Source organism: Polaromonas sp. (genome assembly GCF_036676035.1).
Lineage (GTDB): Bacteria > Pseudomonadota > Gammaproteobacteria > Burkholderiales > Burkholderiaceae_C > Polaromonas.
Genome location: NZ_JAKFDR010000010.1, coordinates 68,626 through 83,917, shown reverse-complemented (window position 1 = coordinate 83,917; position 15,292 = coordinate 68,626). Strand labels below are relative to the sequence as shown.

The following is a 15,292-nucleotide window of genomic DNA, read 5'->3' as shown; positions in this document are numbered from 1 at the left end:
TCGATCGGCTCTATGGGAGATGCAGATTTACTCTGATGGAGATCATGGCCATGATTTTCGTGCAAGCCCCAAAGCTTCGGTATCGACTTGCCCCCGGGACGTGGTCAATGGGGGCCCTGGCGGGTCTCGCCGGCGGTGCTGCCGAAGTGGCCTGGATCGCACTTTACGGGCACCTTTCCGGCGGTGAGACCGCCGCCGTTGCGCGTGGTATTACCAATTCGCTTTTCCCGACATTTGCAGAAAAGTCTCTGTTTGTACCGTTCGGCATCGCGATTCACATGGGCCTTGCAGTCCTGCTCGGGATCGCGATCACCGCGCTGCTGCGCTTGCTGATGCCGCGTGTGAGCGGTACGGCATTCGAGCCTGTCGCCGTGACCAGCATGCTGGCCGCTGTCTGGGCAACGAACTTCTTCGTCATATTGCCTGCGTTAAATCCCACGTTCGTCAGTCTCGTTCCTTACGGGGTGAGCCTGATCTCCAAGGTGCTTTTCGGAGTCGCGGCCTCATTCGTTCTGCAATTCCGTCATAGGCGCTGCCACGCCATCGATACAACCTGAAGGAGACATGTCATGTCCAAAGAATTGATATTGATGCTCCATCCCACGTTCGGCGTTCTCGCGATCATCTTCTCGGTTTGGGTGTTCGTCGAATCGCTCAATGCCAGCGACGCAAACTATGCCCGTATCCGCAATGCGAGCATTTTGGTAGCTGTCCTGATGTGGCTGACCTACATCGTCGGTGGCTACTGGTACGTGGTTTTCTACGGCGGCGACAAAGCCATCATCAAAGCGGGGCCCTGGCCCTTCGCACATTCCTTCTTCATGGAAACGAAAGAGCACGTGTTCCTCATGCTTTTACTGCTCGCCACTTTTCTGCCCATCGCTGCGTATGGCGACGTGGTGAAGAAGCAATCAACGCGAAAAGTGGTTCTCTGGACCGCCGCACTGGTGGTTCTCATGTCCCTCGCAATGGAGGGGGCCGGCGCCCTTGTCAGCATGGGGGTCAAGGTTGCCCTGCTGGCCAAGCAAATATAAGGAGTTGAAAAATGTCACCTAAACAAGCTGCCATGGGCACGGCCGAAAATGTTGATACAGGCGAAGACATTGGCGCGAGTGCGGCCGGATTCGGTGTCTCCTATGCCGTCACGAGCATTCTCAGCGCGCTGCTCGTCGTTCTCAAGGAAAGCAGCGGGGTCGTCCATGACGGGCTGGCCGCGATCACTGGCCACCATTGGGTGACCCACGGCCTGTTGAACCTGATCGTATTCCTGATGCTAGGCCTCGCGCTCAATCGCATCATCGGCGGCCTTCGCATGACGGCTGACGTACTCGTCACGATCATCGTCGGCGGGACCATCCTGAGCGGGTTGATCATCGTTGGATACTTTATCTGAGGCGCGACGCAGCCCGACGTGTCATTGCGGGCTGTGGTGAAGCGGCAATGCTGGAGGCTTCCTTGATTTCCCGGCACAAATGCCCCCGTGAAACGTATTCAGATCGGCCCGGTTTTCAAAAATGAATCAACACGGGTGTGGCCGCTGCCAACACTACCGAATGATCTCGATATTCAAGGAATGCGCTAGCATATAGAGTACTTGGCCGCACCTTTCTTTATCAGTCCGGGCCGGCCAGACGAGCCACTGGAGAGAAACTCTTGCGGTCTTTCAAGTTCGGCATTCTCGTCGCATTCCTGCTATTGATTGCGGGAGGTGCATATTTCGGCGCTGACGAAATGCGCACCTCGCGGCTGCAGGCCCGTTATCTTGCGCGCCTCGGACATGAGCTGACCTATCGCATCGAACCAGGCCCGAGTCCGTCGATCCGCTATCCAGAGACCGGCCCTTATGACCAGCGTCTGGGCTTTACCCAATTGCCTACCTACCTGGAGCGGCTGAGCGCGCGGCATTACATCGTGGCAGAACAGGCCCGCCTGTCGCCGCGCATGGGCGAGGTGCTAGACCGCGGCCTGTACATGCCCTACCCGGAAAAAGATCAGGCCGGTCTCAGTGTGCTCGACTGCAATGGCGTGCCGATCTTTGCCGCCCGCTACCCGGAGCGGGTCTACCCCGGTTTCGAGGAAGTGCCATCCCTGCTGGTCGGCTCGCTCCTGTACATTGAGAACCACACCTTGCTCGATCCGAACCAGCGGCGGCGCAACCCTGCGGTCGAATGGGGGCGTTTTGCACATGCAGTGTGGGATCGCGGCGTGCATTGGATCAACCCCGGCTATGAATCGCCCGGCGGCAGTACGCTGGCCACCCAGATGGAGAAGTACCGGCACTCGCCGGAAGGACGTACCGCCTCGGCCTTGGAAAAATTGCGTCAGATGGCCTCGGCCTCGGTGCGTGCATATCTGAACGGCGAAGACACGACGGCGGTGCGCCGGCAACTGGTGGTTGACTACATGAACACCGTGCCGCTTGGCGCGCGCGCCGGTTTTGGTGAAATCAACGGCGTGGGCGACGGCCTGTGGGCCTGGTATGGCCGGGATTTCAAGCAAATCAACAGCCTGCTGGCCGATAACTCACAGGCGCCGTTCAAGGTTCGTGCGCTGGCTTACAAGGAGGCGCTGAGCCTGTTGATTTCGCAGCGCAGCCCGTCGTACTACCTGGCCCACATGGAGGAACTGGAATCGCTTACCAACTCCTACTTGCGCCTGTTGGTGAGCGCCGGGGTGATCTCGCCGGCACTGCGCGACGCAGCGCTGGCGCAATCGCTCAAGCCGCAAAAAGAGAGCGTGCCCCTGCCCCCGCCCCCGCCGGTCGAGCGCAAGGGGGTGAACGCCGTGCGGCTCACCCTGGCATCACTGCTGGGCGTGCCGCGCATGTATGACCTCGACCATCTCGACCTTACGGTGGGCAGTACGCTGAACTCCCGGCTGCAGCAGGAAGTGACGTCCGAGTTGCTCAAGCTGCGTGATCCAGCCTATGCCAAGGTGGCCGGCCTGATCGGTTCCCAGCTTCTCCAGCATGGTGACCCGCGCGGCCTGACGTACAGCTTTACGCTGTTTGAGCGCACACCGGGTGGCAATCGCGTTCGCGTGCAGGCCGATAACTTCGACCAGCCGTTCGATATCAACGAAGGTGTCAAGCTCGATCTGGGCTCGACGGCGAAGTTGCGCACGCTGATTACTTATCTGGAGATCATCGGCGATCTGCACCGCCAGTATGCCGACCTCGATTCGCAGGCGCTCAGGCAGGTCAATGCGCAGCGGCAAGACCCGATCAGGCGCTGGGCGCTCGATTATCTGGCTCAGGCGCCGGACCGCAGCCTGTCGGCGATGCTCGAAGCGTCGCTCGAACGCCGGTATTCCGGCAACACGGGTGAGAAGTTCTTCACCGGCGGCGGTGTTCAGCATTTTGAAAACTTCGAGAAATCCGAGGACTATCGCATCTTCACGGTGCGCGAAGGATTGCGGCATTCAGTCAATCTGGTATTCGTGCGCCTCATGCGCGATATCGTGCACTACTACATGTACCAGGCGCCTGGTTCAAGCGCGCAACTGCTGGAAAACGTCAAAGACCCCCGCCGCAAGGAATACCTGCAGCGCTTCGCCGACCGCGAAGGGCGCGTCTTCGTCACGAACTTCTACCGCAAACATCGCGGCAAGAGCGCGCAGGACGCGGAGGAGGCGCTGATCAAGGGCATCCACCCTAGCCCCAAGCGTCTCGCAGCGATTTTTCGGACCATCACGCCTGAAGCCAGCCCAGCCCAATTCGCCAAATTCGTCAGCACGTATCTGCCCTCGGCCGGTCTGGACGAGGAGACGCTGACCAAGCTCTACAACGAGTATTCACCGCAACGCTTCGATCTGCCCGATCGCGGCTATCTGGCCGGCATGCACCCGCTTGAGCTATGGGTAGCTGGCTACCTGCGCAAGCATCCCGATGCAACGCTTGCGCAGACCTTGGAGGCAAGCACGGCCGAGCGGCTGGAAGTCTATAAATGGCTGTTCAGGATCCGGGACAAGAACGCTCAGGACAAGCGCATCAAGCAGTTGCTGGAAGTCGAAGGGTTCCAGGAAATCCACAAGGCATGGAGGCGACTCGGCTATCCGTTCGATTCGCTCGTGCCGTCATACGGCACTGCCATCGGCGCCTCGGCTGACCGCCCGGCGGCGCTGGCTGAACTGATGGGGATTATCGAGAACGACGGTGTGCGTTTGCCGACCGTGCGCATCGATCGTTTGCATTTCGGCGCCAACACGCCGTACGAGACCGTGCTCACCCGTGCTGCGGCCACCGGCGAGCGCGTGCTGGCGCCGGAGATCCCGCCACTGGTGCGATCGATCCTGGCCGAAGTGGTACGGGTGGGCACGGCAAGGCGGATCGCGGGCGCCTTCACCTTGCCGGACGGCACGCAGATTCCAGTGGGAGGCAAGACCGGCACGGGCGACAACCGTTACAAGACCTTCTCCAAGAGCGGCAGCCTGGTTTCCGAAAGGGTGGTCAGCCGCTCGGGCGCCTTCGTGTTCTACATTGGTGATCGTTATTTCGGCACGGTGGTCGCTTATGTGACGGGGCCAAAGGCGGCGCAATATAAATTCACCAGTGCCCTGACGGTGCAAATCCTCAAAGTACTCGCCCCCACGCTGATGCACCGGCTCCACGAGAGCGAGGCCGGCCAGCTGCCGTCCGAATGCGTTCGGCTGCAGACCAAGGCGGCCGAATAGCGGGTAGATACCCTCGCCTCGCCTCGCCTTGCCTTGACAGCGCAACGAGGCAGCGCCCAGTCAGTCCGCTGCCTGGCCGACGCTTCCGAACTCCACCGGCGCTTTGACGTAGAAAACGCGCCCTTCCTGCTGCGCCATCAGCGCAAGCAACTGATCCGACTCCGCCTGCGACACCGCGAAGGTAATTTCCACGGGCTGGTCGGCCAGATCCACAAAATGTGCCGAGTGCAAGCGGCGGTCGTGTCCCAGGCCTTGTGAAGCAGCCACCACCGTACCGCCGCGAATGCCCATGTCGCGGGCCGCCGTCAGCAGCCATTCAGCCAGTGGCTTGCCGTGGATACGACGGTCTTGCTGTGTGAAAAACGTCAGTTGATAGCCTTGCATGACACATCTCCAGTCGGTTTGAAATCAGATCATAGAAGCACCGTCATAGAAGCACCGCCGGCATGGGTTGAAAAGCGATCAATGGGCGAGCTTCTCAACCAGAAAATCAATAAACAGCCGAACCCGCAGCGGCAGATGCCGCCCATGCGGATACAGCAGCGAAAACGGTCTTGAACGCCCTGCAAAGGGCTGCAAAACCTCTTGCAGACTGCCGCGGCGCAAGTCTTCTTCGACGATAAAACGGTAGGTTTGCAACAGCCCGGCGCCATGCCGGGCCAGCGTCACGCAGCCCAACAGGTCTTCAGAGCAGCAATACCCGCCGATGGTGACTACATCCAGCGCCTGGCCGTCGTGGCTGAACAGCCATGGAATCTTCTGGCCGCTGCTGGGCAACAAAAACTGGATGCAGTCGTGCTGCTGCAAGGCCTCCAGCGAGGCCGGCAGGCCGGCCCGCTGCAGGTAAAACGGCGCCGCCACGACAACCAGGCCGGCATCTTCAAGCTTGCGCGCAACCAGCCCCGAATCGGGCTGGATACGACCTCGGATCGCCAGGTCGTAGCCCTCGTCGGCGAAGTTGACGTTGCGGTTGCTCAGGTTGACCTCGACCTGCACCGCCGGATAACGCTCGCGAAAGGCTGGCAGCAGCGGCAGCACGCGGTAGTGGCCATAAGGCGTCGGCAGGCTGATGCGCAGCACGCCGGCGGGCAGCTGCTGCTGGCCGGTGGCTTCACGTTCGGCCTCCACCAGTTGCCCCAGGGCTTGCCGGGCCTGCTCGAAGTACGCGCGCCCTGCTTCTGTCAGCCGGATCTGCCGGGTGGTACGGGTGAAGAGCCGCACGCCGAGCCTTTCTTCCAGGCGCGATACGGAGCGGCTCACGGCAGCGGGCGTGAGGCCCGCGCTGGTGGCGGCCGCCGTGAAGCTGCTCAGCTCTGCCGCCAGGCAAAAGAGCTCAATGCTTCCCAGTTGGAGGTCATCAAATTGGCGACTCATGGGTTTTCATTACGTCATGTAACTTATAAACTGAACAAACTCGTATTTATCTCGCCAAGTATCATCAATAGCATACGGCTTTTCCAACCAAGCTCGCTAAAGGAATCTCATGAAGCTGTTTTTTGCCCCTGGCGCCTGCTCACTGGCTCCGCACATCGTTCTGAAGGAAGCCCAGCTGTCGTTCAAGCTTGAAAAAGTCGACACCAGCACCCACAAGACCGAGCACGGGCTCGACTACTACACCATCAACTCCAAAGGCGCCGTGCCGGTGCTGGAGCTCGACAGCGGTGAGCGCCTGACGGAAGGCCCGATTGTTGCGCAATACATTGCCGACAAGGCCGGCCGTTCCGACCTCCTCCCTGCCCCCGGCAGCATGGGCCGCTACCGCGTGATGGAGTGGCAAAACTACATCACCTCGGAGCTGCACAAAACCTTCACGCCCCTGTTCAACCCGGAGCTGGACAGCAGCGCCAAGAAGACGCTGGCTAGCGTCTTGCGCAAAAAGTACGAATGGGTGAACGCCCAGCTGCAGGCCAAAGACTATCTGCTGGGCAAGTCCTTCACCGTGGCCGACGCCTACCTGTTTGTGGTGACCGGCTGGGCCAAACATGTGTCGCTGGACCTGGCCGACCTCAAGCACTTGCAGGGCTACCTGGCGCGCGTTGCCGCTCGTCCCGCCGTGCGCGAGGCCATGAAGGCGGAAGGACTGCTCGCATGAGCCGCTGGAAAACCACCGCCCTGACCCAAAGGCTAGGCCTGACAGCGCCGATTGTGCAAGGCCCCTTCGGGGGCGGGCTGTCCTCGGTCGATCTGGTCACCGCCGTGAGCGAAAGTGGCGGGCTGGGCTCATTCGGGGTGCACCACCTGACGGGCCCGCAAATCGAGCAGACCGCCCAGGCCATTCGCGCCAAAACGAAGCGCCCTTTCGCCCTGAACCTGTGGGTGCCCTACGAGAACAGCGAGGAGCCGCCCCTGTCCGACCAGGACTTCGAGCGCCACCTGGCGCTGCTGGCCCCTTATTACAAGGAGCTGGGTGAACCGCTGCCGGCCCGGCCTGAACGCTTCAGCCCGAGATATGACGAGCAGATTGAAGGCATGCTGGCGGCCCGGCCAGCGGTTTTCAGCTTTGTCTTTGGTATTCCGTCGCCCGACATCCTGCGCCGCTGCAAGGCGCTCGATATCCTGACGCTGGGTGCGGCCACCACGCCCGAAGAAGCCATGGCACTGGACCAGGCCGGCGTGGACATGGTGGTGGCCACGGGCTTTGAGGCGGGCGGCCACCGCGTGTCCTTTCTGCGTTCGGCCGAAAGCTCGCTCACCGGCACGCTGGCGCTGATCCCGCAGGTGGTCGATGCCATCAAGGCCCCGGTCATTGCGGCAGGCGGCATTGCCGACGGGCGCGGCATCGCGGCGGCCCTGGCGCTGGGCGCTCAGGGCGTGCAGATCGGTACGGCCTTTCTGGCATGTGCAGAGTCCTCGGCCAGCGAGATTCACCGGCAAAAGTTGCTTGGCCCCGAGGCCAGGCACACCGCCTTCACCCGCGCTTTCAGTGGGCGGCTGGCACGCGGCATCCAGAACCGTTTCATGGACGAGCTGAAAGCGCATGAAGACCACTTGGCCCCTTACCCGGTGCAAAACTGGCTCACGGGCCGGATGAAACCGGCGGCCATCGCCCAGGGCAGAACGGACCTGATGTCGTTCTGGTCCGGCCAGGCCGCGCCGCTGCTCAAGCACCGGGATGCCAAGTCCCTGATGCAGGCGTTGCAGCAGCAGACCGACGATGCACTGAAGCGGGTTTTTCAACACATCGGTTAAGCCCGCTTGCGAGGGGGAACCATTTATCGTGACGATGCGTCGAACCCCCATGCTGGTGACTTCGGTCTTCAGGCACACGGGACGCTGGTGTTCGGGCCAGCGAGTGTCAACCCGCTGGCCCGCAATGCCCTCCCGCCCATTCTGTATGCCCATCGAACTACGGAAAACAGCGAGGAAATCATGAACTTCAAATATGTCGTGGCAATTGTCCCGCCCGAGGCCGTGAAGTCGCTGGAAGCGAGACTCAGGCGCATTGGCGTCGGGGGAATCACGCTGACAAAGGTCAAGGGCTTCGGCGAGTACAAGAACTTCTTTACCAGCGACTTGCTCAGCGACCACACCCAGGTCGAGATCTTCACGGAGGAATCGAAAGTGGAGCCGCTGCTCGACGCCCTGTTGGAGATCGGACGTTCCGATATCCCCGGCTCAGGCGTCGTGGCGGTGATCCCCGTGGACAGATTCCTGCATCTTCGCACCGGGACCGAGGTCTTGCCTGTTCCGCCAACTTAAAGGTCTCTCCAACCAATTTCAAAGGAGAAAAACATGAAGTGCGATATGAAAACAATGGTGAAAATGGCGCTTTGGCTAGGCGTTGGCCTCGCAGTCGCCTACTTCGCACTGCCTGCGGCCCAGGCGCTCATTCTGGCCAGCGCACCCATTCTGGTGGCGCTCATTTGCCCCGTGGCGATGTTCTTCATGATGAAGGGCATGAATGGCAGCAAGAAGGATGAGAGCGCCAAGCCCGGCGAAAGCAAGGCGAAATCCGGGGTCCGCGAGGCCGATCCGGACAAGGCTTAGCGGCCCACACATTCCACCCACACTGGATCCAGGCGAGGCCTTCAAATGTCACACACGGCAACCCTCCCAGACCCTGCACGCCGCGTGTGGCTCACGGCAGCTTGTGCGGCTGGCGGCGCGGGCATTGTCGCAACGAGCGTGCCCTTCGTGGTCTCCATGGCACCCAGCGAGCGGGCACGCGCGCTCGGCGCGCCTGTGGAGGTCGACGTTGGACCCATCAAGCCGGGCGAGCTAAGGACCGTGGAGTGGCGCGGCAAACCGGTGTGGGTGCTGCGCCGCACCACGGGCATGCTCGAAACCTTGCGCAATCACGACGACCTGCTCAGCGATCCGCATTCGAGCCGTCGGGGGCAGCAGCCCGACTACGCCCGCAACGACCTGCGGTCGGTCAAGCCGGATATCGCCGTGCTGGTGGCGATCTGCACCCACCTGGGTTGCATCCCTTCCTTCAGACCAGAGCCGGGTGCCGCCGACATCGGCGCCTCATGGCCGGGCGGCTTCTATTGCCCCTGCCATGGATCGAAGTTCGATCTTGCAGGCCGGGTCTTCAAGAACGTGCCCGCTCCCAGCAACCTCGAGGTGCCCCCGCATCACTACGCCGGGGAGTCAACGCTGCTCATCGGCGTGGACCCTGGGGCCTGATCAAGGAGATTGCAAATGGTTGTCACCAGCTTAGGCCGCATTGCTCTTCTGGTGATCGCCGGGGGCTTTTCGTTTATCGCCCCGTCTCATGGGGCCGGAGATGTCGAGCGCGGCGCGCGGGTGTCGCGTTCCTGCATGGCCTGTCATTCGTTCGCGCCAGGGCGCCACCTGACCGGCCCTAGCCTTGCGGGGGTGTGGGGCCGTCGGGCAGGCGCCGCCGCCGGGTTTGGCCGCTATTCGGACGCCCTGAAGCGCTCGAAACTCGTCTGGAACGAGAAAACCCTGGATGCGTGGCTGCGGAACCCGGCGGCGTTGATTCCCGGTAACGCCATGCTCTTCGATGGCATCCCGGACCCGGGCACGCGCGACGATCTGCTGGCGTATCTCCAGGCCGTATCCAAAGGTCGCGCCTCGGCGCCGGAGAGCGGGCTGCCGAACCTCAAGCGTGTCGACGCGTCCAGCCAGGTGACCGCGATCCGCTATTGCGGTGATGCCTACCGCGTCCTCACCGGCGACGGCAAGACCCGCATCTGGTGGGAATTCAATTTGCGGTTCAAGACGGATGGCAGCCCCGAGGGCCCGTCGACCGGCAAGCCGGTCATTGTCGGCACCGGCATGCAGGGAGACCGCGCCGCCGTTGTCTTTGCACGCCCGGAGGAGATCTCGGCATTCATTCACAAGGAGTGCCCGTGATTATTCAAAAGCAATGGTTCATGCTGGCCGCCGTGGCGGCTGATGGAATGACGAACAAACCGACGGCTACCACCTTTTCATCAACAACAAGGATCAATATGCGACTCAACAAAAACACCCTTCACACCGTCCTGCTCGCGCTGATGCTCGGCGTCTTCGCGTCGTCCCCGGTTCGCGCCGGCGAGCCTGTCACACTGATGCACGTCCACGGCTTGTCCTACAGCGCGGACGGCAAACAGCTCCTGATCCCCAGCCACCATGGCCTGGCCGTCTTCGAGAACGGACGCTGGTCCAAGGCGGCCGGGCCGGCGCACGACTACATGGGCTACTCCGCCACGCGCGACGCCTTGTACAGCAGCGGGCACCCGGCACCGGATTCCGGGCTGACCAGTCCCTTTGGCCTGATCAAGAGCCGCGATGGCGGCAAGACCTGGCAGCAGCTCGGGCTCACGGGCGAGTCGGACTTTCATACGCTGGCGACCAGCTACGCGACCAACGCGGTGTACGTGCTCAACCACCTGCCGAACTCCCGCATGAGCCAGGCCGGCATCTACTACACACTAAACGATGGCCTGAAGTGGACGCGCGCCGCCGCCAAGGGGCTGGGACCCAAGCTCAACAGCCTGGCCGTGCACCCCACCGACGCCGCACTCGTTGCCGCCGGCGCGGACGACGGGCTCTATCTGTCCCGGAATTCGGCCGAGAGCTTCGAGCGGCTGGCCGGCGGCAAGCAGGTGCTCGCCGCAAGTTTCGATCTGGACGGGCAGCATTTGTGGTTCAGCACCCATGCAGGCAAGGCGGCGCTGGTGAGGATCGCATTGAAAGCCGGGGCCAAGGCCGAAGAGGTCCCGCTCCCGGCCCTGACCAAGGACGCCGTGGCGTACATCGCGCAGAACCCCGTTCGACGCAGCGAGATTGCCATCGCCACCTTCACGCGACATGTGTTTCTCAGCAAGGACCAGGGGCGAAGCTGGACGCAGATCGCGAAGGACGGAAAGACCCGTGAGTGACTTAAAGGCCAAATCGGACGTCTTCCGCTTCAACCGTCAAAGGCGTCGCGTCCTGATCCGCTCCGTCGCTGCGGCCGCAGCCGCGCTGGGCCTGCCGGGCTTGGGCGCAAGGGCCGGCGGCGAGGAGCGCGCCGCTGCCGGCATCGATGTGCACATCGAACTGCACGCGGTACAGGACCGGGTCGCCATTCGTCCGGGTGAGCCGACGCGGGTATGGCGCTACCAGGGCAAGCTGCTGCGCGGCGACGCAAGCGCGCTCGATGCGTGGGCCGGCAACTACCTGGGCCCCATCATCCGCGTGCGCCGGGGCCAGCGCGTGCGCATCGACCTGATCAACGAGCTGCCGGAGCCGACCATCATTCATTGGCATGGGCAGCACCTGCCGGACGACATGGACGGCCATCCGCGCTTTGCGATCGCACCGGGCGAGCGCTACGTCTACGACTTCACAGTCATGAACCGGGCCGGCAGCTACTGGTTCCACCCGCACCCCCATGGCCGCACGGGCAAGCAGGTCTACTTCGGCCTGGCGGGCCTGTTTCTGGTCAGCGACGATGAGGAGGCTGCTCTCGATCTGCCCACCGGTCCGCATGATCTCCCGCTGGTCATCCAGGACCGCAGCTTCGACGACGACAACCAGTTCGTCTACCTGTCGGAGAGCGCGGCCGGTGCGGCATCGCAGAACCCTGAACAACGCGGGATGATGGACCACGGGATGATGGGCGGCATGGGCCAGATGATGGCCCGCATGATGGGCGTGCTTGGAGACCAGATCCTTGTCAACGGTAGGCCGGGCGCGAGCCTGGAGGTCGAGCGCCGCCCCCATCGCCTGCGCTTGCTCAATGCCTCGAATGCACGCATGTACAAGCTGGCGTGGCATGACCAGTCGCCGCTGACGGTGATCGCGACCGATGGCGGCTTGCTGGCGGCACCGCTGCAACGCGACTACATCATGCTCTCGCCGGCCGAGCGCATCGACCTGTGGGTGGATTTCGGCCGCTGGACCGCGGGCACCGAACTGACGCTGCAAAGCCTCGCCTTCGACGACGGGATGGCCATGATGGGCGGGATGATGGGTGGAACGGCCTTGCCCGATGGCGCGCCGTTCCCAGTGCTCAAGCTGCGGCTCGGAGGCGGCACGAGAGGCCGCGCCGCGCCGCCGCAACGCCTGTCCCGGCTGCAGCGCCCGCAAGCGCGCGTTGCCGTCAACTTCAACCGCCCCAAGGTGTTCAAGCTCACCATGGGCATGATGGTCTGGGGCATCAACGGCCAAAGCTTCGACATGCTCGGTGCGAGCCCGCTTGAAACCGTCAAGCTGGGCACCCACGAGGTCTGGGAGTTTCGCAACGATGCCGCGACCGGAATGATGGGCATGACCATGCCCCACTCGATGCATGTGCATGGCTTGCAGTTCCGCGTCATCGGGCGCTTTGTTGCTGGCGGGTTCTCGCGGCAATACGGCACGGTGAAGGCCGGCTTCGTCGACGAAGGGTGGAAGGACACGGTGCTGGTGATGCCCGGGGAGCATGTGCGCATCCTGCTGGGCTTCGCCGACTACCCCGGGCTGTTCCCCTACCACTGCCACATGCTGGAACATGAAGACTCCGGCTTGATGCGCAACTACCTCGTCAAGGAGTAGCCCATGATGGCGCGTCTGCTGATGGTCATCGCGGCGGCGACGGTGGCAATGGCGGCCCGCGGCGACGACGCCGCGGTGCGCGCCACCTTGCAGCGCGCCTTCCCGAAAAGCCCGATCCAGGGCATCACGAAAACACCGGTTCCGGGCGTGCTCGAGGCCGCGATCGACGGCCAGGTCTTCTACATCACGGAGGACGGCCGGTACCTCCTCGGCGGCCCGCTGATCGACGCCAAAGCGAACCGCAACCTCACCGAAGTCCGGCTCGAACAGATCAATGCGATCCCCTTCAACAGTCTCCCCCTCGATTGGGCCTTCAAGCGGGTCAAGGGCACCGGTGCGCGCAGGATCGCCATTTTCGAGGATCCGGACTGTCCGTTCTGCAAGGCGCTCGAGCAGACGCTTGCGGGTATGGACAACCTGACGGTGTATGTCTTCCTGTATCCCATCGAGCAGCTCCACCCCGATGCTGTGGCCAAGTCCAGGGCGATCTGGTGCGCGAAAGACCGGGCCAAGGCGTGGAACGAGGCTATGCACACCGGCCTTGCACCCACTGCTTCGGCGAACTGCGACAACCCGATTGCGAAGATCGCCGACTTCGCGAAGCGACACCGTATCACCGGCACACCAACGACGATTCTCGAGGACGGGCGCCGAGTGATCGGCGCCGTCTCTCGCGCCGAGTTGGAAACGCAGCTGCAGAGAGCGGCAAAACGATGACAACAGGATTGTCGCGTTGCACCTCGGCCCGCGCCGCACGGTGCATCCTTGGACTGCTGCTTGCCGCGGCTGCCGCGGCCTATGCCCAATCCGGCCCGCCCGCGCCCGCTGTGTCGCCGCAACCCGGGTTCTCGGCCGCTGCGTCGGAACCGCTCGACTCGATCAGGAAGTGGCTGGGGGGCTCCGGCTCGGAGCCCGAATTGCTGCCCCCGGACCAGGCGTTCCAGATCGCGGTGCGAGCGAGCGATGCGAACAGGCTGATCGCCGAATTGACGCCGGCGCCGAACTACTACCTCTACCGCGACCGTATCAGCTTCAGCGTTGTCCAACCACCGACGGTCGCCATCGCCAAGGTGACGCTGCCCAAGGGGGAGCCCAAGGCCGATCCCACGTTCGGGACGGTTGAAGTGTTCCGCCGCCCGTTCGAGGCAATCATCGACCTGAAGCGATCGGATGGGCAAGAGAACCAGATCCAGTTGCGCACCTCATACCAAGGCTGCAATGAACCGCTGGGCGTTTGCTACCCGCCGATCGAGAAGACGCTCACCGTGGCGCTACCCGGCACGGCCTCGCCCGCTGAACCTTCGCCGGTGCCTGTGGCCGATGCATCGGCCTTGCCGACCGGCGGTCTGTCGGACGACGGGCCTATTCGCCAGCTGTTCATGCGCGGCAGTGTTTGGGCGCTGGTCGCAGCCTTCTTCGGCTTCGGTCTGCTGCTGGCGTTCACGCCCTGCATGCTGCCGATGATCCCCATCCTGTCCGGCATCATCGCCGGACAGGGACAGCACATGACGCGACGCCACGCCCTCGGCCTGTCGTCGGTCTACGTGCTGGGGATGGCGATCACCTATGCGCTGGCCGGCGTGGCGGCGGGACTCGCGGGCACGCTGTTGTCCGCTTACCTGCAAAACCCCTGGGTACTGGGCGGTTTCGCCGCGATCTTCGTGCTGCTGGCACTGTCGATGTTCGGCCTGTACGAACTGCAGTTGCCCACACTCCTGCAAAGCCGGCTGGCCCGTGCGGGCAGCCGGCTCAAGGGCGGCCGGGTGGCCGGCGTGTTTCTGATGGGGGTGCTGTCGGCGGTGATCGTCGGGCCCTGTGTCGCCGCCCCGCTGGCGGGCGCGTTGTTGTACATCAGTCAGACGCGCGATGTCGCTCTGGGCGGCGTGGCCTTGTTCGCGCTGGCCATCGGCATGGGTGTTCCGCTGCTCATCGTCGGCGCCACGGCCGGCACTCTGCTGCCGAAGGCCGGCGCCTGGATGGAGTCGGTCAAGCGGCTCTTCGGCGTGGTGATGCTGGCGGTGGCGATTTATCTCGTCTCACCGGTGATTCCCGTTCTCGTCCAGCAACTGCTGTGGGCGGCATTGCTGGTTGTATCGGCCATCTACCTGCGTGCCCTCGACCCGTTGCCGACGGACGCGCCGGGCCACAGGCGGCTGTTCAAGGGCGTCGGCATACTCGCACTGGTGACAGGCATCGCGTTGCTGGTCGGCGCTTTGGCGGGGCACCGGGACATCCTGCAGCCGCTGGCCGGCTTCCGTGGCACCGCCAACATAGACCGACGGGAACTCACGTTCCAGCCCGTGAACAGCCTGGCCGAACTGGACAGCCGGCTGGCGGCGGCCCGGGGCCAGTTCGTGATGCTGGATTTCTGGGCCGAGTGGTGCGTGTCGTGCAAGGAGATGGATCGCGTTACCTTCGCCGATCCGAGGGTTCAGACCCGCTTGAAGGATGCAGTCCTGCTGCGCGCCGACGTCACCGCCAACACCCAGGACCATCGCGCGCTGCTGCAGCGGTTCTCGTTGTTCGGCCCACCGGGCATCGTGTTCTTCGACAAGCAGGGCCGGGAGGTGGCCTTCCGCGTGATCGGGTACCAGGCTCCGGAGCAGTTCCTGGCATCGCTGGACCGGGCGCTGGCGCCGTGAGCTTGGGA

At 63.2% G+C, this 15,292-nt stretch carries 16 protein-coding genes; 14 read left to right on the top strand and 2 right to left on the bottom strand.

Annotation, left to right across the window (positions count from 1 at the left end; genetic code table 11):
- The first annotated feature begins 35 nt into the window (after positions 1 to 35).
- The 4 genes from V6M61_RS02275 to V6M61_RS02260 all read left to right on the top strand — a co-directional run bounded on the left by V6M61_RS02275 (position 36) and on the right by V6M61_RS02260 (position 4,671).
- Positions 36 to 557 (top strand): hypothetical protein, encoded by a 522-nt coding sequence (locus tag V6M61_RS02275; protein ID WP_332774934.1) that lies wholly within the window; start codon positions 36 to 38, stop codon positions 555 to 557.
- Positions 558 to 569: 12 nt separating this feature from the next.
- Positions 570 to 1,034 (top strand): hypothetical protein, encoded by a 465-nt coding sequence (locus tag V6M61_RS02270; RefSeq protein ID WP_332774933.1) that lies wholly within the window; start codon positions 570 to 572, stop codon positions 1,032 to 1,034.
- 11 nt (positions 1,035 to 1,045) lie between these two features.
- Positions 1,046 to 1,393: a hypothetical protein gene (locus V6M61_RS02265; RefSeq protein WP_332774932.1), complete on the top strand. Its 348-nt coding sequence runs from the start codon at positions 1,046 to 1,048 to the stop codon at positions 1,391 to 1,393.
- Positions 1,394 to 1,653: 260 nt separating this feature from the next.
- Positions 1,654 to 4,671, top strand: coding sequence for a transglycosylase domain-containing protein (locus tag V6M61_RS02260; protein WP_332774931.1), 3,018 nt, complete (start codon positions 1,654 to 1,656; stop codon positions 4,669 to 4,671).
- Positions 4,672 to 4,731: 60 nt separating this feature from the next.
- Here the strand turns inward: V6M61_RS02260 and V6M61_RS02255 are convergent, their stop codons facing one another.
- The gene (locus V6M61_RS02255) at positions 4,732 to 5,055 is read right to left on the bottom strand and encodes a DUF190 domain-containing protein (RefSeq protein WP_332774930.1); all 324 of its coding nucleotides are present in this window, start codon (positions 5,053 to 5,055) and stop codon (positions 4,732 to 4,734) included.
- Between the two features lie 78 nt (positions 5,056 to 5,133).
- Positions 5,134 to 6,045, bottom strand: coding sequence for a LysR family transcriptional regulator (locus V6M61_RS02250; RefSeq protein ID WP_332774929.1), 912 nt, complete (start codon positions 6,043 to 6,045; stop codon positions 5,134 to 5,136).
- Between the two features lie 109 nt (positions 6,046 to 6,154).
- Between V6M61_RS02250 and gstA the strand changes: the two genes are divergently transcribed.
- The 10 genes from gstA (at position 6,155) to dsbD (ending at position 15,284) form a co-directional block, all read left to right on the top strand.
- The gene (gene gstA, locus V6M61_RS02245) at positions 6,155 to 6,763 is read left to right on the top strand and encodes a glutathione transferase GstA (protein WP_332774928.1); all 609 of its coding nucleotides are present in this window, start codon (positions 6,155 to 6,157) and stop codon (positions 6,761 to 6,763) included.
- The gene (locus V6M61_RS02240) at positions 6,760 to 7,860 is read left to right on the top strand and encodes an NAD(P)H-dependent flavin oxidoreductase (RefSeq protein WP_332774927.1); all 1,101 of its coding nucleotides are present in this window, start codon (positions 6,760 to 6,762) and stop codon (positions 7,858 to 7,860) included. Before gstA ends, V6M61_RS02240 begins: the two co-directional genes overlap by 4 nt.
- A gap of 180 nt (positions 7,861 to 8,040) precedes the next feature.
- Entirely contained in the window at positions 8,041 to 8,370 is a 330-nt protein-coding gene (locus V6M61_RS02235) for a P-II family nitrogen regulator (protein WP_332774926.1), read from the top strand.
- Between the two features lie 33 nt (positions 8,371 to 8,403).
- Positions 8,404 to 8,658 carry a DUF2933 domain-containing protein gene (locus V6M61_RS02230; protein ID WP_332774925.1) on the top strand — a complete coding sequence of 85 codons (255 nt, stop codon included), beginning with the start codon at positions 8,404 to 8,406 and terminating at the stop codon, positions 8,656 to 8,658.
- Positions 8,659 to 8,703: 45 nt separating this feature from the next.
- Positions 8,704 to 9,300 carry a ubiquinol-cytochrome c reductase iron-sulfur subunit gene (petA, locus tag V6M61_RS02225; RefSeq protein WP_332774924.1) on the top strand — a complete coding sequence of 199 codons (597 nt, stop codon included), beginning with the start codon at positions 8,704 to 8,706 and terminating at the stop codon, positions 9,298 to 9,300.
- Between the two features lie 15 nt (positions 9,301 to 9,315).
- Positions 9,316 to 9,993: a c-type cytochrome gene (locus V6M61_RS02220; protein WP_332774923.1), complete on the top strand. Its 678-nt coding sequence runs from the start codon at positions 9,316 to 9,318 to the stop codon at positions 9,991 to 9,993.
- Positions 9,990 to 11,003 carry a F510_1955 family glycosylhydrolase gene (locus V6M61_RS02215; protein ID WP_332774922.1) on the top strand — a complete coding sequence of 338 codons (1,014 nt, stop codon included), beginning with the start codon at positions 9,990 to 9,992 and terminating at the stop codon, positions 11,001 to 11,003. The genes V6M61_RS02220 and V6M61_RS02215 overlap by 4 nt, the downstream gene beginning before the upstream one ends.
- A complete protein-coding gene (locus tag V6M61_RS02210; RefSeq protein WP_332774921.1) occupies positions 10,996 to 12,642 on the top strand; it encodes a multicopper oxidase family protein in 1,647 nt (548 codons plus the stop codon). Before V6M61_RS02215 ends, V6M61_RS02210 begins: the two co-directional genes overlap by 8 nt.
- Positions 12,643 to 12,645: 3 nt before the next feature.
- On the top strand, positions 12,646 to 13,359 hold the full coding sequence (locus V6M61_RS02205; protein WP_332774920.1) for a DsbC family protein: 714 nt from the start codon (positions 12,646 to 12,648) through the stop codon (positions 13,357 to 13,359).
- On the top strand, positions 13,356 to 15,284 hold the full coding sequence (gene dsbD / locus V6M61_RS02200) for a protein-disulfide reductase DsbD (protein ID WP_332774919.1): 1,929 nt from the start codon (positions 13,356 to 13,358) through the stop codon (positions 15,282 to 15,284). Before V6M61_RS02205 ends, dsbD begins: the two co-directional genes overlap by 4 nt.
- Positions 15,285 to 15,292 lie beyond the last annotated feature (8 nt).